The sequence below is a fragment of the Planobispora rosea genome, assembly GCF_014648175.1.
Lineage (GTDB): Bacteria > Actinomycetota > Actinomycetes > Streptosporangiales > Streptosporangiaceae > Planobispora > Planobispora rosea.
In genome coordinates this window covers 54,490-73,955 of record NZ_BMQP01000024.1, presented here as the reverse complement: position 1 = coordinate 73,955, position 19,466 = coordinate 54,490, and the positions used below count along the sequence as shown (strand labels likewise).

The 19,466-nt window shown below is 71.0% G+C and carries 18 protein-coding genes; 8 read left to right on the top strand and 10 right to left on the bottom strand.

The genetic code is table 11. The features are described 5' to 3' along the window. Positions 1 to 43 precede the first annotated feature (43 nt). Complete coding sequence (locus IEZ08_RS23290; RefSeq protein ID WP_189242879.1) at positions 44 to 2,890, top strand: fibrinogen-like YCDxxxxGGGW domain-containing protein; 2,847 nt, start codon at positions 44 to 46, stop codon at positions 2,888 to 2,890. Positions 2,891 to 3,061: 171 nt separating this feature from the next. Here IEZ08_RS23290 and IEZ08_RS23285 read toward each other — a convergent pair whose 3' ends face one another. The 5 genes from IEZ08_RS23285 to IEZ08_RS23265 all read right to left on the bottom strand — a co-directional run bounded on the left by IEZ08_RS23285 (position 3,062) and on the right by IEZ08_RS23265 (position 8,002). Further along, complete coding sequence (locus IEZ08_RS23285; protein WP_189242878.1) at positions 3,062 to 3,967, bottom strand: hypothetical protein; 906 nt, start codon at positions 3,965 to 3,967, stop codon at positions 3,062 to 3,064. A 256-nt stretch (positions 3,968 to 4,223) separates the two neighbouring features. Further along, positions 4,224 to 4,787 carry a glycosyltransferase gene (locus IEZ08_RS23280; protein ID WP_068920815.1) on the bottom strand — a complete coding sequence of 188 codons (564 nt, stop codon included), beginning with the start codon at positions 4,785 to 4,787 and terminating at the stop codon, positions 4,224 to 4,226. Between the two features lies 1 nt (position 4,788). After that, on the bottom strand, positions 4,789 to 5,238 hold the full coding sequence (pssD, locus tag IEZ08_RS23275; RefSeq protein WP_068920814.1) for a PssD/Cps14F family polysaccharide biosynthesis glycosyltransferase: 450 nt from the start codon (positions 5,236 to 5,238) through the stop codon (positions 4,789 to 4,791). After that, positions 5,235 to 6,497, bottom strand: coding sequence for a hypothetical protein (locus tag IEZ08_RS23270; protein ID WP_068920813.1), 1,263 nt, complete (start codon positions 6,495 to 6,497; stop codon positions 5,235 to 5,237). Before IEZ08_RS23270 ends, pssD begins: the two co-directional genes overlap by 4 nt. A 50-nt stretch (positions 6,498 to 6,547) precedes the next feature. Then, the gene (locus IEZ08_RS23265; RefSeq protein ID WP_084779504.1) at positions 6,548 to 8,002 is read right to left on the bottom strand and encodes a sugar transferase; all 1,455 of its coding nucleotides are present in this window, start codon (positions 8,000 to 8,002) and stop codon (positions 6,548 to 6,550) included. A gap of 198 nt (positions 8,003 to 8,200) precedes the next feature. Here IEZ08_RS23265 and IEZ08_RS23260 point away from each other — a divergent pair, with 198 nt between their 5' ends. Then, the gene (locus tag IEZ08_RS23260) at positions 8,201 to 9,310 is read left to right on the top strand and encodes a glycosyl hydrolase (protein WP_068920811.1); all 1,110 of its coding nucleotides are present in this window, start codon (positions 8,201 to 8,203) and stop codon (positions 9,308 to 9,310) included. A gap of 46 nt (positions 9,311 to 9,356) precedes the next feature. Here IEZ08_RS23260 and IEZ08_RS23255 read toward each other — a convergent pair whose 3' ends face one another. The 3 genes from IEZ08_RS23255 to IEZ08_RS23245 form a co-directional block, all read right to left on the bottom strand. Beyond that, positions 9,357 to 9,731: a hypothetical protein gene (locus tag IEZ08_RS23255; protein ID WP_068920810.1), complete on the bottom strand. Its 375-nt coding sequence runs from the start codon at positions 9,729 to 9,731 to the stop codon at positions 9,357 to 9,359. A 92-nt stretch (positions 9,732 to 9,823) separates the two neighbouring features. Then, the gene (locus IEZ08_RS23250; protein WP_189242877.1) at positions 9,824 to 10,447 is read right to left on the bottom strand and encodes a GntR family transcriptional regulator; all 624 of its coding nucleotides are present in this window, start codon (positions 10,445 to 10,447) and stop codon (positions 9,824 to 9,826) included. Between the two features lie 9 nt (positions 10,448 to 10,456). Further along, positions 10,457 to 11,344, bottom strand: a complete 888-nt coding sequence (locus IEZ08_RS23245) for a DMT family transporter (RefSeq protein ID WP_189242902.1) — start codon at positions 11,342 to 11,344, stop codon at positions 10,457 to 10,459. Between the two features lie 157 nt (positions 11,345 to 11,501). Here IEZ08_RS23245 and IEZ08_RS23240 point away from each other — a divergent pair, with 157 nt between their 5' ends. Continuing rightward, positions 11,502 to 11,864: a barstar family protein gene (locus IEZ08_RS23240; RefSeq protein ID WP_218061637.1), complete on the top strand. Its 363-nt coding sequence runs from the start codon at positions 11,502 to 11,504 to the stop codon at positions 11,862 to 11,864. On the opposite strand, the gene IEZ08_RS23235 is transcribed toward IEZ08_RS23240, so the two are convergent. Next, on the bottom strand, positions 11,774 to 12,115 hold the full coding sequence (locus IEZ08_RS23235; protein WP_068920807.1) for a hypothetical protein: 342 nt from the start codon (positions 12,113 to 12,115) through the stop codon (positions 11,774 to 11,776). The two genes, IEZ08_RS23240 and IEZ08_RS23235, sit on opposite strands and share 91 nt — an antisense overlap. 182 nt (positions 12,116 to 12,297) lie before the next feature. Between IEZ08_RS23235 and IEZ08_RS23230 the strand changes: the two genes are divergently transcribed. Next, entirely contained in the window at positions 12,298 to 14,487 is a 2,190-nt protein-coding gene (locus tag IEZ08_RS23230) for a sensor histidine kinase (protein WP_068920806.1), read from the top strand. Further along, positions 14,484 to 14,840, top strand: a complete 357-nt coding sequence (locus IEZ08_RS23225; protein ID WP_068920805.1) for a DUF742 domain-containing protein — start codon at positions 14,484 to 14,486, stop codon at positions 14,838 to 14,840. The genes IEZ08_RS23230 and IEZ08_RS23225 overlap by 4 nt, the downstream gene beginning before the upstream one ends. Before the next feature lie 55 nt (positions 14,841 to 14,895). Here IEZ08_RS23225 and IEZ08_RS23220 read toward each other — a convergent pair whose 3' ends face one another. Further along, entirely contained in the window at positions 14,896 to 15,387 is a 492-nt protein-coding gene (locus tag IEZ08_RS23220; RefSeq protein ID WP_068920804.1) for a GNAT family N-acetyltransferase, read from the bottom strand. Between the two features lie 171 nt (positions 15,388 to 15,558). Here IEZ08_RS23220 and IEZ08_RS23215 point away from each other — a divergent pair, with 171 nt between their 5' ends. The 3 genes from IEZ08_RS23215 to IEZ08_RS23205 all read left to right on the top strand — a co-directional run bounded on the left by IEZ08_RS23215 (position 15,559) and on the right by IEZ08_RS23205 (position 19,464). Further along, positions 15,559 to 17,922, top strand: a complete 2,364-nt coding sequence (locus IEZ08_RS23215) for a right-handed parallel beta-helix repeat-containing protein (RefSeq protein WP_189242876.1) — start codon at positions 15,559 to 15,561, stop codon at positions 17,920 to 17,922. A gap of 53 nt (positions 17,923 to 17,975) precedes the next feature. After that, positions 17,976 to 18,608: a GNAT family N-acetyltransferase gene (locus tag IEZ08_RS23210; RefSeq protein ID WP_189242875.1), complete on the top strand. Its 633-nt coding sequence runs from the start codon at positions 17,976 to 17,978 to the stop codon at positions 18,606 to 18,608. Between the two features lie 286 nt (positions 18,609 to 18,894). Further along, positions 18,895 to 19,464 carry a dihydrofolate reductase family protein gene (locus IEZ08_RS23205; protein WP_189242874.1) on the top strand — a complete coding sequence of 190 codons (570 nt, stop codon included), beginning with the start codon at positions 18,895 to 18,897 and terminating at the stop codon, positions 19,462 to 19,464. The last annotated feature ends 2 nt before the right edge of the window (positions 19,465 to 19,466 follow it).

The window sequence follows — 19,466 nt, the reverse complement described above, 5'->3', positions numbered from 1 at the left end:
GTCCGGGCGACCACCTGCACACCTGCGTCCCCCGGGAGAGCACATGTCATCTCCACGCCATGCCACGACGGCCCTGGCGCTGGCCGCCCTGCTCGGTGGCGCCGCCGTCGCCGGTGCGCCCCAGGCATCCGCTCGGACCACGGCGGCAGCGGCTCCCGACGGCACCGCCTCGGCCAAGGCCGCGCCGTCCTGCTGGGCGATCAAGCAGGCCCACCCGGGCAGCGCCGACGGCGTCTACTGGCTGCAGACGCCCAAGCTCGTCGCCCCGCAGCAGTTCTACTGCGACATGACGACCGACGGCGGCGGCTGGGTCCTCATCGGCCGGGGCCGCGAGGGCTGGACGTTCCACTACCCCGGCCAGCGCACCGCCGGCAACGTCCGCAACACCCCGACCGGGACCGCCGCGTTCGCGCCCGCCGCGCTCCCCGGCGACACCGTCAACGCCCTGCTGAACGGCACCCGGGTGGACGACCTCGCCGACGGGGTGCGGCTGCGCCGCGCCGCCAACGCGGCCGGGACCTCCTGGCAGGAGATGCGCTGGAAGTTCAAGAACCGCGACGACTGGTCCTGGACCTTCGACGCCAACCCCTCCCACCCGCTCTCCTCGGTGGTCGTGAACGGCACCGCCTACGCCGGCGGCAACACCCGCGACTGGAACAACAACAACGGGTCGCGCCGCGTCTTCACCTACGAGTGGCAGAGCCACGGCTGGCAGAAGGGCTTCAGCTACGGAGCCGGCCAGACCGGCGGTTCCACCGGCTCCACCAGCTACCTGTGGCAGAAGGGCACCGAGGGCAGCCCGATCCCGTTCACCCAGGTCTTCATCCGGCCGAAGATCACCAGCGCCTCCTACCCCGCCGTCCCCGACGCGGGCGCCTCCGCCTCCACCGTCACCCCCCTGGTCTCCAACCAGACCACCCCCCTGCCCTGGGGCGTGACCGGCGTGATGGGCACCGGCACCGGCGAGGAGTTCCTGGAGGTCCAGGCCCTCAGCGTGCTGAACGACACCATCTACGTGGGCGGCAGGTTCCGGTACGTCCAGCAGGGCGCCTCCGGGACGAAGAAGGAGCAGCCGTACCTGGCCGCCTTCGACGTGAAGACCGGCGAGTGGCGTCCCTCGTTCCTGCCCAAGCTCGACGGCCAGGTCTGGGACATCCAGCCGCTCGGCGACAAGATCATTATCGCCGGTGAGTTCACCAACGTCGACGGCGAGCCCAACACCACCGGCATGGCCGCCCTCGATCCCGCGACCGGCAAGGTCGTCCCCGGCTGGCGGACCACGTTCACCCGCGCGAGCGGCCTCGCCGTCAAGGTCAAGGCCCTCGACGTGCAGGGCGGCTGGCTGTACGTCGGCGGCGCCTTCAACCACGTCAGCGGCGGCAACCCGCTCTCCTCGAAGATCTGGTCCGTCATGGCGGCCCGCGTGCGGGTGTCCGACGGACGCCCCGACGACACGTGGACGCCCCGCTTCGACCTGCCCGTGGTCGACGTCGACGCCAGCGAGAAGGGCGACCGCGTCTACTTCGGCGGCTACTTCGAGAACGTCAACGACAAGCCCGCCAACAGCTTCGCCGTGATCAGCACCGCGGCCCCGGCCGCCCTGGTCCCCGGTCTCGGCACCTGGACGCCGAGCACCCCCACCGCCAACCGCGACTACCGCCAGTCGGTCCTCGAGTACGGCGACGGCGTCTGGATGGGCGGCTCCCAGCACGACTTCCAGCTCTACACCCGCGACGACCTGACCAAGGTCTCCGGCCACATCACGAAGAAGGGCGGCGACATCCAGGCGTCCGTCGTCAAGGACGGCATCGTCTACGGCTCCTGCCACTGCCCGGAGTTCGTCTTCAACGGCGCCTCCAGCTGGGAGAACCCCGTCGGCTGGTCCAACGCCCACCAGATCGTCTGGATCGGCGCCTGGGACGCCGAGACCGGCGAGTACCTGCCGAACTTCGCCCCGTCGATCGACTCGCGCCTCGGTGACGGCCCCTGGGCCATGACCACGGACGACAACGGCTGCCTGTGGTTCGGCGGCGACATGAACCGCGGCTCCTGGAACAGCGCCACCGGCTCCTACCAGTGGATGGGCGGCTTCGGCCGGCTGTGCTCCACCGACTCCAAGGCCCCGTCCACCCCGTCCGGCCTCCGCCTGGCCGGGACCACGGGCGGCAACCAGCTCGCCTGGTCCGCCGCGTCCGACGACTCCGGCTCGGTCAAGTACGAGGTCCTCCGCGGCGACCGGGTGATCGCCACGACGACCGGCACGTCCTACACCGACGCGACCGCCCCGGGCGCCGTCAAGTACTGGGTACGGGCCGTGGACGACGCCGGCAACCGCTCGGCCAGCACCGCCGCGCTCCCGGTGGAGGGCACCACCACCACCGCGAACCTGCTGGCCAAGAACGCGACCTGGAAGTGGCGCTACGACGGGACGAACCCCGGCGCGTCCTGGACCGCCCCGTCCTTCGACGACTCCGCCTGGTCCGCCGGCCCCGGCGAGTTCGGCTACGGCGACGGCGACGAGGCGACCCTGCTGCCCGCGGGCACCACGCCCCGGCACACGACCGCCTACTTCCGCACCACTCTGAAGGTCGCCGACCCCGCCGCCTACCGGAACCTGCTGATCGACCTCGTCCGCGACGACGGCGCCGTGGTCTACGTCAACGGCACCGAGATCGGCCGGGCCAACCTTCCCGAGGGCACGATCACCCCGGACACGACCGCCCTGGTCGGCTACTCCACCAACGCCGAGGAACGGACCCCCGTCCGCTTCACCGTGCCCGCCGACGTCCTGGTGGCCGGGAACAACACCATCGCGGTGGAGATGCACCAGTACGACAGGTGGAGCGCCGACCTCAGCTTCGCGCTGACCGTCGACGCGACCCTCAGGTAACCCCGCGCCGATATCCCCCGAGACGCCCGGCTGGCCTCCAGCCGGGCGTCTTGCGTTCAAGGCGCCGGTACGGTGCCGGGCCCGGGGTCTCGGGACGGGGGTGGTGGGGGTCGTGGTGGGGGCGGGGTGTTCTGTTGTTGGCATGGTCGTGCTGCACGGGCGGGACGGAGCTCAGGGCTGAGCCCCGTAGCTGCGCCGGCCATTCCCGTCCGTGAGTCCACCCGGTGGTGGTTCAGCGCTACTCAGGTGAAGGGTCAGGCCACCCCCGTTCGCGGGCCGGAACCCCAACCCATGGAGTTCGGGGATGTGGATCGCGGTGACCACGTGCAGAGCACCGGCCTCGGCGACCTCGCAGAGCGCGAGACGCACCAGCGCACCGCACACCTCCGACGGGACGTCGGGTTGGATGTGCACCAGGTCGAGACGGGCGATGGTGTGCTGCCCGTCCTCCCAGGAGGCGACTGCATGACCGACGAAAGGTTCCCCGTGGGCGTTGTCGGCGTAGGCCTGAACCCAGCAGGCGAGTCTGCCCTCGATGATCAGCTGTCTGGGGACGGTCACATCCATTCCCGCCTCAGCCAGGTGAGAGCCGGCCGCCGCGTACAGGCGGGGAAACCCGCTCCGGAGCGCAGCAATCCACGTCCTGATCGTCCTTCTCCCGGGGCCGCGGAGGAGAGCGATGTCGTTGTCGAGAGGAACCGGACCGACGAAGAATCCGGCGGGAGAGACGTCCGGCGCATCGTAGGCGTCCAACACGACGTAGCCGCCTCGGATCGTCCGGCGGCCCCGGCAGACCAGCCCGGTGCCGAGTTCCTCCGCGAGGCGGGAGCCGACTTCTGCGGCCCATTCGTCAGCCGAGGTCACCGGCAAGCCGGTCCACGGACTTTCGGGTTCCTCCGGAAAGCCGACCTCGACGGCGTACATGTTCGGATCCCGCTTCCAGCGGAAGATCACTAGCATGGTGTCCGAATCCGCGATGACATCGGCGCCGGAGTACCCGTCGGTTACGGCGCCCTCACACAGCAAGCGCTTTCTGAGCGCCGAGAGGATTTCCTGCCGGGACCACTCAACCACCACAGGGTCAGACTCTCACAGCCCTCCCAGCCGGATCCGGATACGTCGCCGAACCGAGGAGGCCGCAGTGCCAGAAGACCGTGAAGAAGCCCAGGTCCCCCAAGCTCTCCAGACGACAGATGACCGCAGGCGACGGCGCCCGACCCCCGTCCCGAGACCCCGGGCCGGGCACCGTACAGGCGGCGCCGACCACGCCCGTGCCACATCTCGCCGTACCGGCGCCGGTGTCTTGGGGTAGGTGCGCGCCGTACCGGCGTCGTCAGTCTCGGCGGAGGCGGGCCCTTCCGCGGGGGCGGGCCACCAGGTCGCCGACGAGTTCGCCGAACAGCAGGGTCGTCGCCACCGGGCTGGTGCCGCCGTCCGGGGTCACGCGGTACCGGGACGGGCCGGCGAGCGCGGCGTCGAGGTGGGCGGTGAGCTCCGCCTCCGAACCGGCCAGGGCGATCCGGCCGCTGGCCGCCATGACCTGCGTGAAACGGATCTGGTGGTCGTCGACGTGCTCGCCCAGGCGGGCCGTGCGGGGGACCACGATGGGGAGGCGTCCCGCCGACCGGCTCTCGGTGATCCCGCCGGGGCCGCCCTGACAGACGATGGCGGCGGCCTGTTCCATCAGGGTCCGCAGTTCGCCGTGGGGCAGCATGGTGTGGCACTCGGCACCCCGTACGGCACGGGAGGTGCCGTTCTGCACCACGCAGCGGACCGTGCCGCCCCGGCTCTCCAGCCAGCGTTCGATCCAGCCGGTGAGCCGGTCGAAGGGGTGGTGGTCGGTGCCGACCGTGACCAGCACCAGGGGACGTGCGTCGGTGTTCACGCGCTCGCCCATCTCACAGCACCTGCCCGACCACGACGCCCCGCGGGTAGACCTTCTGCTGCTCGGGCCACTGGAGCAGGAACAGGTCGGACAGCGGGTAGCAGAGCTTGCCGGTCAGGGTTCCCGAGTCGATGCGGTCGTAGACCTCCAGGTACACCGTGCGGCACCGGAAGAGCTTGGCGAGCAGGAAGAACGGGAACGCCACGCCCGCGCCGGTGCTGACGACGACGTCCGGCCGGAAGCGGGGCAGCAGCCGGACCGCGAGCCCGAGGTTGCGGATCAGGTTGGGGATGTTGCGGGTCGTCGGGTGGTAGGCCCAGCTGACGCTCTCGCCGTCGAGCAGGGAGAGCGCGTCGGGCTGCTTGAATGTCACCCAGTGCCGCTCGTGCTCGCCCCACCAGCCGCGGAGGCGGTGCAACTGGGTCAGGTGCCCTCCGCCCGAGCACACGAAGAGCACTTTCATCCCATTGCCTCCATCTCACGCAGCACCGGGAGCATCACGTCGGGGAAGATGCGGGAGTGCCAGCCCCCGCCCCCCTGTTCGAGGCGGCACGTCCGCACGAACATCTCCAGCAGGTAGAGGGCAGCGAGCAGCCCCCGCTCCCCGGACGGCACTCCGACGCCGTCCAGCTCGGTCCGGGCCGCGGCGCGGACGGCCTCGACGCCGTCGGACAGGGGGAGGTCCCGCATGGCCACGGCGACCTGGAAGCGCCAGTGGAGCAGGTCGAATCCGACGGGCACCTCGGCGGTGCTGTGCTCCCAGTCCCAGATCCACAGGTCCTGGCCGTCCCAGCCGAGGTTCCACGGTGTCCAGTCGCCGTGCCAGCGTCCGAAACGCAGCCGGGTCCGGCCGTGGGAGGCCTCGATCCGCCGCATCGCGGCGAGGATCGCGGCGGGTGCCTCGCCCGTCATGCCTCCGGCCTCGGTCGCGAGCCTGCGCCAGTGGTCGGACTCGGCCAGCGACAGGGTGCGGATTCCGGTGCTCTCGGCGATGCTCAGCGGGATGCGGGGGTCGAGCGGCCGGTCGGGGTCGGCGTGACGGCGGATGCCGGGCGGCAGCGGGGCGGTGACCACGACCTCCCGGCCCTGCCACGAGCCGTGGTGCAGGAGTTCGGGCAGGCGTGCCGGCACGGCCTGCCGTACCGCGGTCGTGGCCCGCGCCTCCCGGGTGACGAGCCGCCGGGTCGCCTCGTTCCAGCCGATCTTGGCGAAGCCGGCGGGCTGCCCGTCCGGACGGAAGAGCTGCAGGATCGGCTTGAGGTTGGGATCGGGCTCGCGCACGCTGATGCCCGCGGCCACCCCGCCCAGGATCCCGGAGAGGTGGGCGGTCAGCAGGTGATCACCGATCGAGGCGTCGGGCAGGTCCTCGGGGACCGAGATCACGAGGGTGCGCCGCATGAGGAGCGGCGCGAGGCCGCTGCGGAAGCCGAGGCCGAGCAGGGCGCGGGCGGCCCGCGTCCGGGGCGGGCGCAGGCCGTTGTACCGGCCGACCGAGGCCGCCGCGGACGCGCGGCTGGTCAGGGGGACGAGGAACCGGGCGCGGGCCGGGTCGGGAACGACCGCGTAGCGCTCGACGACCCGGTGACCGGCGGGAGCGCGGTCGAGGGTGGCGCGGACCGTGGCTGTGCCGTCCGCCGGCCGCCACAGCTGGGTGATCAGCGTGCGCAGGGCCTCGGACGACTCTGCGGCCGGGTGCGGGCCACCGTCGAGCGTCGTGAGCAAAGGGAGTCCTTCGATGGTGTGGCGGTGATGGTCGGGAGCCGCTGGCCGGCTCAGTAGGCGCCTGTTCCGCGGACCACCGCTGACCAGGTCTTCCAGAGGATCTGCAGGTCCAGGGCCAGGGACCAGTTCTCCACGTAGCGCAGGTCGAGCCGGACCGACTCCTCCCACGACAGGTCGGAGCGCCCGCTCACCTGCCAGAGCCCCGTCATCCCGGGCTTGACGACCAGGCGCCGGTGCACGTCGGTGCCGTACCGGGCGACCTCGGCCGGAAGCGGGGGCCGCGGGCCCACCAGGGACATCTCCCCGGTGAGGACGTTGACGAGCTGCGGCAGCTCGTCCAGGGAGTAGCGGCGCAGCCAGGAGCCGATCGGCGTGACCCGCGGGTCCTTCCTGAGCTTGAACAGGACGTCGTTGCCGTCGTTCGCGCCCAGGTCCGTCCGGAGGGTCTCGGCGCCGACCACCATGGTCCTGAACTTCAGGACCCGGAACTCTCGGCCGTCCTTACCGACCCGGGTCTGGGTGAAGATCGCCGGGCCGCCGTCCGTCATGCGGATGGCCACGTAGATCCCGGCCAGGAGGGGCGAGAGGACGAGCAGGGCGGCCAGGGCGGCGACCTTGTCGAAGGCGCTCTTGACGAGCTGCCGGGGGCCCGTCAGGTCCGGGTGCTCCACGTGCAGCAGCGGGAGGCCGGCCACCGGGCGCACGGTCGTACGGGGACCCGCCACCTCCATCAGCGCGGAGGCGACGTAGAGATCCGTGTCGCTCTCGGCGAGCCGCCAGCTCATCCTGCGCAGCGCCGCACCGTCGAGCTCGGGGCAGGCGAGCACCGCGACGGCGTCGCCGGAGACCCTGGTCACCGCTTCCGCGACATCGGCGAAGTCGCCCAGCACCGGGACGCCTCCGACCTCGGCGGGGAGCCCCGCGGGGGCCGGCGGCAGGCAGGCCGCCACGACCCTCATCCCGTGGTAGCGCTCGCGGCACAGCTGGGAGACCAGTTCCGCCACCGCCTCCGGATGTCCGACGGCGACCACCCGGCGCAGCCCTTCGCCCTGTACCCGGCGCCGGTGCAGCCGCTTGCGCCAGCCGTACCGGAAGCAGAAGGTGGCGAAGGCCAGGAGCGGGAAGCCGACCATCACGTAGCTGCGGGCGACGGGCGTCTGGGTGGCGTAGGCGACGATGGCGACCAGGGAGGCCAGTGCGGCCGCGGCCTGGAGCACCGCGCGGTACTCGTCGGGTCCGTCGCCGACGCGGTGTGCCTGGTAGCCGCCCGCGATCGAGACGGCGACCGGCCACAGCACGGCCAGCAACGCCCCGACGGCCAGCTCGGGCAGGTAGAGACCGCCGGCCGCCGACCGCACGGCGATCAGCCCGGCGAACACCAGCAGGCCGCAGGCGGCGTCCCCCTGGACGGCCCCGCGGACGTAGCCCTTCTCCCAGTTCACGTTCCCCGCGATTGGGAACGTTCCAGACGACGGCGGGCGGCGGTCGCCGGTGGCAGCAACCATGGTCGCCCTCATACGTCCGTCCCCGTTTCGTCGCTCACAACCGCCCCACGTGTCGCAAGGATCCCGTCAGGCACGAACCGCCCGGTTCATCCCATATGACGTAAAGGATCATAATGATTACGTAAATAAATGTTAGCCTCTATACTGGACATGACATGACAATATCCCCATAGTTCGCATAAAGGATCTACTATTACTTTGCGAACCTCCCGCACAGTTCTTACCGCTCTCGCCGTCCTCGCCGCCCTGATCGCGGCGGGGCTCCTCGTGCTGGCACGGACATCGCCGGAGCCCCGGGCGGACCCCTGCCGTGAGAACGGAGGGCGGGACGACCGGCTCGCCCCCGCCTGCGGCGGCGCGTGGTGGGGCCTGTACCGCTCGGGCAACGCCGACGTCAGCGCCCACGAGGGCGACCGGCTCGACGACAGCACGGTGCCCCGCCGCTTCGACGCCTTCCGGCGCTACTACAGCCTCGCGCAGCTCACCGGAACGGCCCCGGAACAGACCCTCATCTGGCCCACCGCCAGGGACGCCGAACTGGCCCGTGACCGGGTCCTGTTCCTGCAGATCGACGGGCGCTGCTTCGGCGGGTGCCCGTCGAGCTTCAACGGGCACCCGCTGCCGGAACCCGCCACCTTCGACGATCCCGAGACGCCGCCGGACTTCACCGGCGAGTGGATCCGGCCCGGCGACGTCGCCGAGGGACGTTTCGACCCCCTGCTGAACGCCGCCGCGGACCGGCTGAAGGCCTTCCCCGGGCAGATCGTCCTGGACCTCTCCAGCGAGATCGACACGCAGGTCGACTGGATGACCGACCGCGAGCTACGCGCCTCGTGGACGGCCGGCTACAAGCGCATGTGGCGGCACGTGCACGACCTCTTCACCGCCCGGGGCGTCACCAACGTGCGCTGGAACTACGTCGTCGGCGGGTTCTCCGGTGACGACTCCATCTACACCGCCTCCTACCCCGGGGACGCGTACGTGGACTGGATCTCCTGGGACCCCTACGACAACCAGTGCTCCTACGGCTCCGCCCACGCGGTCCTCAACCGGTTCTACGCCCGGCTGGAGGCCGGGCTCCTGGGGCAGGGCGCGCGGAACAAGGCCTACGGCATCATGGAGCTCGGCTTCGGGGAGGCGTGTCAGGAGGCCTACTTCCGGAACCTGGCGGCCGACCTCAAGCGCCTGCCGAAGATCCGCGCGATTCTCTACTTCGATCGTCCCTCGGCGGAGTACGCGCTGACTCCGGAGGGCTGGCGCGGTTACGCGAACGCGGCCACGGACCCCTACCTGAACCGGCGTCCGTAGAGCACGGCGCGCGCGGCGACCCGGGCGGGTGCCCGGCGAGGGGCGTTCAGTCGTACTCCAGGTCCGGCAGGGCCGAGGGCGGCTCGGGGCTGCGCCACACGACCACGTAGGAGTCGCGGACGGCGTCCACCGCCGCCGACAGCCGGTCGAGGTCGAAGTCCGGAAGGTAACGGAGCCGGGTGAGGAACGCCCCGTCGGTCGCCGACTTGGGCACGACGCATCCCTGACCGTCGCGGTCGAGCAGGACGTACAGGATCTCTGTCCCCTTGCCGCCCACGACGCCTTCCCCGGAGTCCCCCACCACCCGGACCTCGACGACGTCCTCCCAAGCGAGGGCGTCGACACTGCCGTCCGCGTAGTGACGGGTCACGCCTTCCTCGGTGACGTACACGTAGGTATCCGGCGGGGAATTGCCGTGCATGGCCGCGATTGTGACGACTTAAGGGCTTCCCGTGCAATAGAGCCACGCGAGGACGGCGGCGAACGTGCGTTCCGGGCATGGGCCCGGAACGCTCAGTGAGCGCCCCAGCCGTGGTCGAGATGGGCGGCGACCGCGCGGCGGGCGGCCTCGGCCGGGCCCCGGGCGATCACGTCGAGCAGGTCGCGGTGCTCGGCCACCAGCACGTCCCGGTCGGGGTAGACGGCGCGCAACCGGACCAGGCCGAGCCGGGTCTCGGCCGCCAGGGCGGCGTAGAGGCGCTCCAGCCGGGGACTGCCCACCGCGACGATCAGTTCCTGGTGCAGCGCCATGTGCTCGGCGACGACGTCGGACCAGGGGGCGTCCGCGGACAGCGCGCCCATCCGCGCCAGCGCCTCGTCGGCACCGGCCACCCGCCGCCCGGTCAGGGAGACCGCCATCAGGTCCTCCAGCGGGCGGCGGACGAACATCAGATCCTCCAGGTCCGCCACGGTCACCTCGGCCACCTGGGCGCTGCGGTGCCGCTCCCGGCGGAGCAGCCCCTCGTGGACCAGGACCGCCAGCGCCTCCCGGACAGTCGGGCGGGCCACGCCGTACGCCGCGGAGAGTTCCTGCTCCGGCAGCGGCGTGCCGGGCTCGATCTCGCCGGACAGGATCCGGCGGCGGAGCGCGTCGGCGAGGGCCGCGACCGCGGAGACGGGATGGAGAGGGATGGTCACGAGGGGAGCCTATTGAGGGGATCGCACCACTGCTTCGACGGTGCCCTCTGGCGGGGCGACGGCGACGCCGCCCCGTCCGGGGAGGGCGACCACGGCCAGGCTCCCGCCGATCAGCAGCAGCCCGGCGGCCGAGAGCGGGGTCAGGTGTTCGCCGAGGACGGCGACGCCGAGCAGGGTCGCGACGGCGGGCTCGGCGAGGGCGAGGGTGGCGGCGGTCGCAACCGGGGTGGTGCGCAGGCCCCTGCCGTACAGGAAGTAGGCCAGCGCGGTGGTGACGCAGCCGAGGTAGAGGGCGGCGAGCAGGCCGCGCGGGTCGGCGAGCCAACCGGCGCCGGTGTGGATCAGGACCGGGAGCATCACAAGCGCGGCCCCGCCGAACATGGCGCCCATGACCGCGTCGGAGGAGGCTCCGGCGCCGATCACCCGGGCCGCGGCCACCGCGTAGCAGGCGTAGATCAACCCGCCGAGGAGCGCCAGCAGGATCCCGTCCGCGCGGGCCTCGCCGCCCCCTCCGGTCAGTACGGCACAGCCGGCGACCGCCGCCGCGGTCGCCCCCGCCCAGCGCCGGGTGGGCGGCACCCGGTCCACCAGCCAGGAGAGGAGGCCGGTGAAGACCGGGCCGCTGCCGATGGCGACCACGGTGCCGATGGCCACGCCGGTCCGGCTGACCGCGGCGAAGTAGCAGAGCTGGTAGGCGGCCACGCCCACGGCGGCCGCCACGAGGAGTCCGCGGCGGGGCAGCGCCCGGATGGCCGCGCCCGCCGCGACGGCCAGCACCAGGCCGCCGATCACCAGGCGGGCCGCGGCGAGCGAGACCGGATCGACGCCGGTGACGAGGAGCCCGGCGGTTCCAGCGGTGCCCCAGAGCACGGCGGCTCCGACGACGGCGAGCTTCATGGAAGACACAGCAGCATTGTCTGACAACTAGACAATGCCTGTCCACCCATTATTGGGGCAAGTGTCTTTTTCTTCCGTTTTTACGATCCACAACCCTTTTGCGAGCTGGGCGCGGATAACCTGCCGACATCGGCGGGGAAACCACACGGGGGTGGCCATGTTGTCCAGAGGAATGTTCGAGCGGGGCTCGACGGAGTCCCTCGGGGAGATGCTCCGCACGGGAACGCCTCACCGGCTCGACGGCTCGACGGTCACCACCTCGGCCGAGGCCATGACCGCGATCGCGAAGGCTCTGTCATTCCCCGACCGCTTCGGGCACAACCTCGACGCGCTGTACGACTGCCTGACCGACCTGTCGTGGCTGCCGGCGGGTGAGCACGTGCTGGTCTGGTCGGAGCCGTCGGTCCTGCGCGGCGCCGACCGGCCCGCCTACGAGGCGATCCGGACCGTGCTCGCCGAGGCCGTCACCGACGACACACCGGAGGAGGCGTTCTTGTCCGTCCTTCTCCTGACCGACTGAGCCGTCGCCACGCAGTGGGCGCAGAACGCGCCCTCCCGCCCCTCCGGGCAGGTGCAATACCACTCCAGGTGATCGCCGGCCATGCGGAACTCCACGCGCGCGGAGGCGTCGCCCACTTCGGCGATCACCAGCAGCGGACGGAACGTGACCAGCTGCACCACACCCGAGCGCTCCAGTTCGTCGCCCGCCGTCAGGGCGGCCTCCGTCGCACGACCCAGCTCCGAGCAGACCAGTTCCGCGACCTTCACCATGGACGCCTCCCCTTTTGTCATCTACAGACGTGCCCGGGGGGCCGGAGGTTCCGTATCACCGCGAGGACACAAAGCTTTTCGGGTTTTCGCGAATTAAGTGTGCACCTCTCTGGCCATGATTCGTGGGGCATTGCTAGGGTTTCGCCCACTGTTAACCGCGCATATCCGCAATGCGAGGTACTATGGTCGGCCGCAAGCATTCGATCAAGGTGAAGATATTCACCCTGCTCCTGGTGCCTCTCGTCTCGCTTGTGGCTATCTGGGGGTTCGCCGCGACGCTCACCGCACAGGGCGGCCTGGACCTGCTCAGGGCCGGTTCCCTCTACAACAGCGTCGTCGTCCCCACCCGCACGCTGACCACCGCCCTCCAGCACGAGCGGCTGCTCTCCCTCAAGCTGCTGGGCGACCCCACATCCTCCAGGGCGGCGCTGGACGCCCAGCGGGCCCGGACCAACACGGCACGGGAGGAGCTGGACCGGCTCATCGAGGAGAACGACGACGGCGTGACCGAGCAGCTGCGGGTGCGCGTGCTCCAGGTCCGTTCCGAGCTGGACCGGCTCACCGCGATCCGCAGCGGGGTCGACGCCCGCTCCGCCACCCGGCAGCAGACCCTCGACGCCTACTCCTCGATCGTCTGGTCGATCTTCGACTCCTTCGAGAAGATGTACAGCACCCACGAGGCCGAGCTCGTCGACCAGACCCTGGCCATCGTCGTGATGGGACGCAGCCGCGAGCTGCTGAGCCGGCAGGCCGCGCTGATCTCCGGGGTGGTGGCCGCCGGGTTCATCGGCGACGAGGACCGCGCGGCCTTCGCCGAACTGGCCACCGGCCGCAAGCTGCTCTACTCCCTGGGCTTCAACCAGCTCGACGAGGAGCTCCGGGGTCCCTACGCGAGTCTCGCGACCAGCGTCCCGTACCGGACGTTCGAGCAGATCGAGCGGGCGTTCGCGACGGCGTCGCGGCCCGACCCCTCCTGGGCGACGGCGGCCACGACGCTCTCGGACACCTTCGACCGGTTCGGCGGCGACGTCAGCCGCCGCATCAACGAGCGCTCCGCGCCTCTGGCCACCGCGATCCTGACGCGGCTCGGCGTCGTCGGCGGGCTCGGCCTGGTCGCGGTCATTGTGTCGATCTTCATCTCGGTACGGTTCGGCCGCCGGATCGGCACCGAGCTCGTGGGCCTGCAGGAGGCGGCCCTCGACCTCGCCGACAGGCGTCTGCCGGACGTGGTCGCCCGGCTCCGCAGGGGGGAGGAGGTCTGCACCAAGCAGGAGAGCGAGTCCCCCGCGCTGCGGAACGGCGACAGCACCACCACCGAGATCGTGCGGGTCGGCGAGGCGTTCTCCTCGGTGCAGCGCACGGCCGTCGAGGCGGCCGTCGGCCAGGCGGAGATGCGCAAGGGGGTCAACAAGGTCTTCGTGAACCTGGCCAGGCGCAGCCAGACGCTCCTGCACCGGCAGCTCACCATGCTGGAGGCGATGGAGACGCGCGCCAGCGACCCGGAGACCCTCGACGAACTGTTCGCCCTGGACCACCTGACCACCCGGATGCGCCGCCACGCCGAGGGTCTGATCATCCTGTCCGGGGCGGCGCCGGGCCGTGGCTGGCGGGTGCCGGTCGCGGTCTACGACGTGGTCCGCGCCGCCACCGAGGAGGTCGAGGACTACCTCCGCGTCACGGTCGCCGTGCCGCAGGGCCCGGCGCTCGTCGGCCCCGTCGTCACCGACGTCATCCACCTGCTCGCCGAGCTGGTGGAGAACGCCGTGATCTTCTCCCCGCCCACCACGACGGTCCGCGTGTACGGCGAGACGGTGGCCCGGGGTTACGCGATCGAGGTGGAGGACCGCGGCCTCGGCATGAGCGCGGCCGAGATGAACCACTACAACGCCCGGCTGGCCGACCCGCCGGAGTTCGACCTGGCCGACAGCGACCGGCTCGGCCTGTTCGTGGTCGGCAGGCTCGCCGCCCGCCACGGTATCCGCGTCTCCCTGCGGCCCTCGCCGTACGGCGGGACCACGGCGATCGTGCTCATCCCCGCCGAGCTGATCGCCCCGGCGCCGGAGTTCCCGGTCCTGCCCACGGTCGAGATCGAGCAGACCGTCACGGGCAGCGGCCTTCCCAAGCGCACCCGGCAGGCCGCGCCCCAGCGGATCTCCCAGGTCCAGGTCGCGCCCGCCGGGCCGCCCCCGGCCCAGATCACCTCCGGCGAGACCGCCGCGCCCCCGTCCGCGCTCTCCGGTGAGCCCGGCGGCAACGGCCTGCCCCGGCGGGTACGGCACGCCGCCGGTGTGGAGACCGCCGTCCCCGGCAGCGTGCTGACGTCGTTCCGCGCGGGGTGGCGCCGCGGCGAGAAGGAGGACGGCGAACGATGACGGAGCGCTGGCTCGACCAGGACGCCGGACCGATCGTCCGCCCCTACACGGTCACCCGGGGCCGGACCCGTCCCACCGGCGACCGGTTCGACCTGCTCGCCACGGTGGTGGCGACCGGGCCGGCCCCGCCGGACCTGCCCCCCGAGCACCTGCGGGTCCTCGACGCCTGCCGCCGGCCGATCTCCGTGGCCGAGGCGGCCTCGGGAACGGGGCTGGCCGTCGGCGTGGTCCGGGTGCTCCTCGGTGACCTGCTCGACGCCGGGTTGCTGAGCGTCCGCACTCCCCCCGCCTCCGTCACCACCCCCCGCGAGGACCTCCTCCGCGACGTCCTCTCCGGCCTCAGGGCCCTCTGAAGGACCTCTTTGAGAACGCCCCGGAGGATCATCCGGCCCGACGGCGGCGTCCTGTTCAGTCGGTGGCCAGGCGGGCGTGGCGCTCCACGTCGTGGCGGACGGTTCCGTACCTGATCTTGGCCCGTTCGACGCCCTCGACCGCGAATCCGGCCCGGGTCGCCACCGCGCAGGAGGCCGGATTGTCCAGGCGATGCCCGAGCTCCAGCCGGAACAGCCCCCGCTCCCTGAACGCCCACTCGGCCAGCTTGGTCGCGGCGGCCACCGCAACACCCCTTCCCCGCGCGTGCGGCGAGGTCCAGTAGGACACCCAGCCGGTGTCGTGCGCGTCGATGTTGCTCACCGCGACGTTCCCGACGACCTCGCCGCCGGCCACCACGGCGAAGCCCCGCGCGTCGTCGCGGAACCCCCACAGCGCCATCCACTCCAGCGCCGCCTCCGGCGTGTCGATCGGGCGGGCCGCCTGCCGGGCCATGTCGGGCGCGCGGAAGGCCGCGAGCACGGCGGGAACGTCATCCGGGCGCCAGTTGCGGAGCTCCACTTCGATCACACAGGGCAAGTTACTCGACCATTGTCACCAGAAGTTACTAACGTTCCAAACCAAAATATTTGTGATTCTGGTGTACACCGCCCCTCGAAACTCTGTATGAAGTTTCCCATGGCGCTTCGTTACGGAAGAGTGATCTCCAGCCTGCTTGTCATATCGACAGGCACAATGCTCATGATCACTGCGGGTCCCGTTCTCACGGCCTCCGCGTCCCGGCCTGCGGACTCTTCCTCCCTCCCGGCGAATGCCGTCTACGTCTCGGCGACCACCGGGAACGACGCCAACCCGGGCACCGTCGGAAAGCCCCTCCGCACGGCCGCGGCGGCCGTACGGCGTGCGTCCTCCGGCACCATGACCACGATCGTGCTGCGCGGCGGGGAGTACCGCGAGTCCCTCGGCAGCGTCCACAAGCCCATCTCCCTCCAGCCGTACCCCGGCGAAGAAGCCTGGTTCAAGGGCAGTACGCCCCTGCCCGGGACGAGGTTCGTCCGCGACGGCTCGGCCTGGCGGCTGGACGGCTGGAACCCCGACATCTGCCGCCCGGGCCCCGGCGGGAAGGCCTGCGTCCACCCGCCCGACATCATCCAGGGCAACCTGCTCGGAGGCGACCCGGAGATGGCCTTCGCCGACGGCCGGCCGCTCCGGCAGGTGTCCTCCCGTGACCAGGTCAAGGCGGGATCCTTCCACTGGGACAGCGCGAATGGAACGCTGCTGGTGGGGACCGACCCCCGTGCCCACACCATCGAGGTCTCGCATCTGCGGTACGCGATGCACTTCCTCAAGGGCTCCGAGAACTCCGTGATCCGCGGGCTGGGCTTCGCCCATTACGCCACCAGCCAGGACTACCGCAAGCCGCACGCCGCGATCGTCATCCAGGCCTCCGGTGTGACGATCGAGGACAGCACCGTCGCCCACAACGCGGCCGCCGGCGTCGCCGCCCACGCCACGGGCCTGCGGTTGAACCGCAACTACGTCACGGCGAACGGCTCCAACGGGATCCTGTCCCACAAGGCCGGCAACCTGATCATGAGCGGGAACAGGATCATCGGCAACAACCAGGAGCGCACCGGCCTGGAGTCCAGCGCGAGTCTGGCGGGAGCCGGCATGAAGGCCACCTATCTACGCAACGCCGTCATCAGGGACAACATCTTCGAGGACAATCTCGGTACCGGTTTCTGGTGCGACCTGTCCTGCGAGAACGTGACCGTGGTCCGCAACCTGGCCAGGGCCAACACCAAGCACGGCCTCTACTACGAGGTCTCCGGCCGGGGCCTGATCGCCTCCAACATGCTGGTCGGCAACGGCCAGAACGGGATCAAGATCAGTGGTTCCAACCATGTCCGCGTCTACAACAACACCCTTGCCGACAACGCCCAGCCCCTTCTCGTCGCCGAGGACCCCAGACCTCACCTCGACAGGTGCAGCGCGGACAACTGCCCCAGCCAGGACGCGCTCAGCAGGGGGATCACCTGGGACACGGCGGACGTGACCATCGTGAACAACATCTTCATGGCCCGCTCCGGTACGGCTCCGCTGGTCGACACCGTCGACGCCAACAACAGGACGTCCGGCAGGCGGGTCGGAGCCGACCGCATGATCCCCGCGGGCCAGATGGACAACAACGGCTACCGGCCCTCCGCTCCGGACGGCCGGACCGTCCTCGTGAAGTGGGTCCGGGCCGACGGCGGCGACGTCTCCTACACCAGCCTCGCCGACTTCCGGAGAACCGGGCGGGAGGCCAACGGCCGCTACCTGGAGGCCGGCGACACGGCCTTCTCCGCGGAGAAGAGGGACCTGGAGGTGGTCCCCGACAGCCCCGCGGAGACCGCCGGACGACCGCTGCCCGCCGACGTGGCGGCCGCCGTCGGCGTACCGGCCGGGGTACCGGTCGCCCTGGGCGCCCTCCGGTGGCCGGGTGAGGACGGCGGTCTGCCGTCACCGCCGGTTCCCTCGCCCAGCTCCATCCCGAGCGTCACCCACCCGACGGCGTCCCCGTCACCGTCACCGTCACAGAGCAGGGTCTCCGCCTCTCCCCGGCCCATCGAGACCGTTCCACCGTCACCGTCCGCATCTCCGTCCCCGCCCTCGTCCCCCGTCCTCGGCGAACGGGTCCACTACATGATCCACGCACGGACCGGCCATGTTCTGATGACGCTCAACGGCGCGGAGGCCGGACGGGCGGTGCAGTACGGGTACGAGCCGCAGGACACCGGATTCCTGGCCGCGGGGAGGTCCTCATCGGGAGTCGTGCCGATCTACCGCCTGCGTCATCCGTCGACGGGCGACCGCCTCTTCATCCGCAGCGCGGTCGAACGCGAGAACGCGATCTCCCGGCTCGGGTACGCGCCCGAGATCGTCGCCTTCTACGCCGCCCCGTCGGCCGGCCCGGGCACGGTGGCGGTGTACCGGCTGCTCAAGGGCGCTTATCACCATTACGCGGTCGGGCCGGCTGCCCGGGACGAGGCCGTCGCCAACGGCTGGCGCTACGAACACGTGGCCTTCCATGTCCGGCCCGCGACGGAGAGAACCGGCTCCTGACCAATCGCGGGAGCGCTTGTGAGAGCGCTCCCACGTGAAGCATCATGACCTTCATGACGACCGTCCGTCCCTACCGTCCCGACGACCGCGCCGCGCTCTACGACATCTGCGTGCGCACCGCCCACGAGGGTGGCGACTCCCAGCACATCTATCCCGACCACGACCTCATGCCGAGCATTTTCGCTGCTCCGTACGCCGAACTCGAACCAGACCTGACCTTCGTCCTCGACGACGGGGAGCGCGCGGTCGGCTACGTCCTGGGCACCGCGGACACCCCCGCCTTCGTCGAGGCCTACCGCGCGTCCTGGCTGCCCCGGATGAGAGAGCGCTTCCCCGCCCTCGCCGGTCCGCCGACCACCCCCAGCGAGACGATGATCGATCTCATGTACCGTCCGGAGCGGATGATCGTCCCGGAGGTCGCCGCGTACCCGGCCCACCTCCACATCGACCTGCTCCCGGACTACCAGCGCAGGGGCCACGGGCGGGAGCTGATGAACGCCTTCCTGGACGCGCTCCACCGCAAGGGCGTGCCGGCCGTCCACCTCGCCATGGTCACCGCCAACACCGCCGCCCGCGCCTTCTACGACCGCCTCGGCTTCCACGAGATCCCGGTGGCCGATCCCGGCCCGCTCACCTATCTCGGCCGGGGCACGGACCGCGCGGCGCAGCCCACCGCGGCGGCCTGACGACCACGATCACCCCGCCACCCCGCCACCCCGAACCCGAAGGCTTCCCCTCGCCTGCCATCCGCGCCCCGGAACCCTCTCAGCGGGGCGGGAGGCTCCCCGGAGGGGAACAGCGGCCCGGACGGATCTCCGCCCGGGCCGTTTCCGTCCCACCGGGCCGCTCCCGTCTCACCGGGACACTCCGTACAGAACCGCAATCGATCACAACTCACCCGTTGACACCACTCTGTTCGTAGTACTACAGTCATAATCACTACGAACGAAGCACTTTGGATGGAGTGGTTTTATGCGAAAGCTCGTCTACTACGTCGCGGTGAGCATCGACGGCTACATCGCCGGCCCCGGCGGCGAGTTCGACTTCTACCCCGTGGCCGACGACATGGCGGCGTGGTTCAACACCGAGTATCCGGAGACCGTCCCCGCCCACATCCGGGCGCAGTCCGGCATCGACGCGCCGAACAAGCGGTTCGACACCCTGGTGATGGGCCGCGGCACCTACCAGCCCGCGCTCGACATCGGCATCACCAGCCCCTACGCGCACCTGAGGCAGTACGTCGTCTCCACCTCGATCCCGGAGATCGCCGACCCCGGGGTCGAGCTGGTCTCCGGCGACCCCGTCGGGCTGGTGCGGCGGCTGAAGGAGGAGGACGGCATGGACATCTGGCTGTGCGGAGGCGGGAAGCTCGCCGGCTCCCTGCTCCCGGAGATCGACGAAATGATCGTCAAGAGCTACCCCGTGGTCGCGGGCTCCGGCATCCCGGCCTCCAGCGGGGAGTTCCGTCCCACCCTCTTCACCCCGGCCCAGCGGCGGTCGTTCAGCAACGGCGCCTACGTCACCTGGTACGACAGGGTGTGAGC

Excerpts from the sequence above, each read along its gene's own strand:
- IEZ08_RS23210 (WP_189242875.1), top strand. The coding sequence starts at position 17,976 with ATGACGACCGTCCGTCCCTACCGTCCCGACGACCGCGCCGCGCTCTAC.
- IEZ08_RS23225 (WP_068920805.1), top strand. The coding sequence starts at position 14,484 with ATGACGGAGCGCTGGCTCGACCAGGACGCCGGACCGATCGTCCGCCCC.
- IEZ08_RS23205 (WP_189242874.1), top strand. The coding sequence starts at position 18,895 with ATGCGAAAGCTCGTCTACTACGTCGCGGTGAGCATCGACGGCTACATC.
- IEZ08_RS23235 (WP_068920807.1), bottom strand. The coding sequence starts at position 12,115 with ATGGTGAAGGTCGCGGAACTGGTCTGCTCGGAGCTGGGTCGTGCGACG.
- pssD (WP_068920814.1), bottom strand. The coding sequence starts at position 5,238 with ATGAAAGTGCTCTTCGTGTGCTCGGGCGGAGGGCACCTGACCCAGTTG.
- IEZ08_RS23255 (WP_068920810.1), bottom strand. The coding sequence starts at position 9,731 with ATGCACGGCAATTCCCCGCCGGATACCTACGTGTACGTCACCGAGGAA.
- IEZ08_RS23280 (WP_068920815.1), bottom strand. The coding sequence starts at position 4,787 with ATGGGCGAGCGCGTGAACACCGACGCACGTCCCCTGGTGCTGGTCACG.
- IEZ08_RS23245 (WP_189242902.1), bottom strand. The coding sequence starts at position 11,344 with ATGAAGCTCGCCGTCGTCGGAGCCGCCGTGCTCTGGGGCACCGCTGGA.
- IEZ08_RS23230 (WP_068920806.1), top strand. The coding sequence starts at position 12,298 with ATGGTCGGCCGCAAGCATTCGATCAAGGTGAAGATATTCACCCTGCTC.
- IEZ08_RS23240 (WP_218061637.1), top strand. The coding sequence starts at position 11,502 with ATGTTGTCCAGAGGAATGTTCGAGCGGGGCTCGACGGAGTCCCTCGGG.
- IEZ08_RS23265 (WP_084779504.1), bottom strand. The coding sequence starts at position 8,002 with ATGGTTGCTGCCACCGGCGACCGCCGCCCGCCGTCGTCTGGAACGTTC.
- IEZ08_RS23290 (WP_189242879.1), top strand. The coding sequence starts at position 44 with ATGTCATCTCCACGCCATGCCACGACGGCCCTGGCGCTGGCCGCCCTG.
- IEZ08_RS23215 (WP_189242876.1), top strand. The coding sequence starts at position 15,559 with ATGATCACTGCGGGTCCCGTTCTCACGGCCTCCGCGTCCCGGCCTGCG.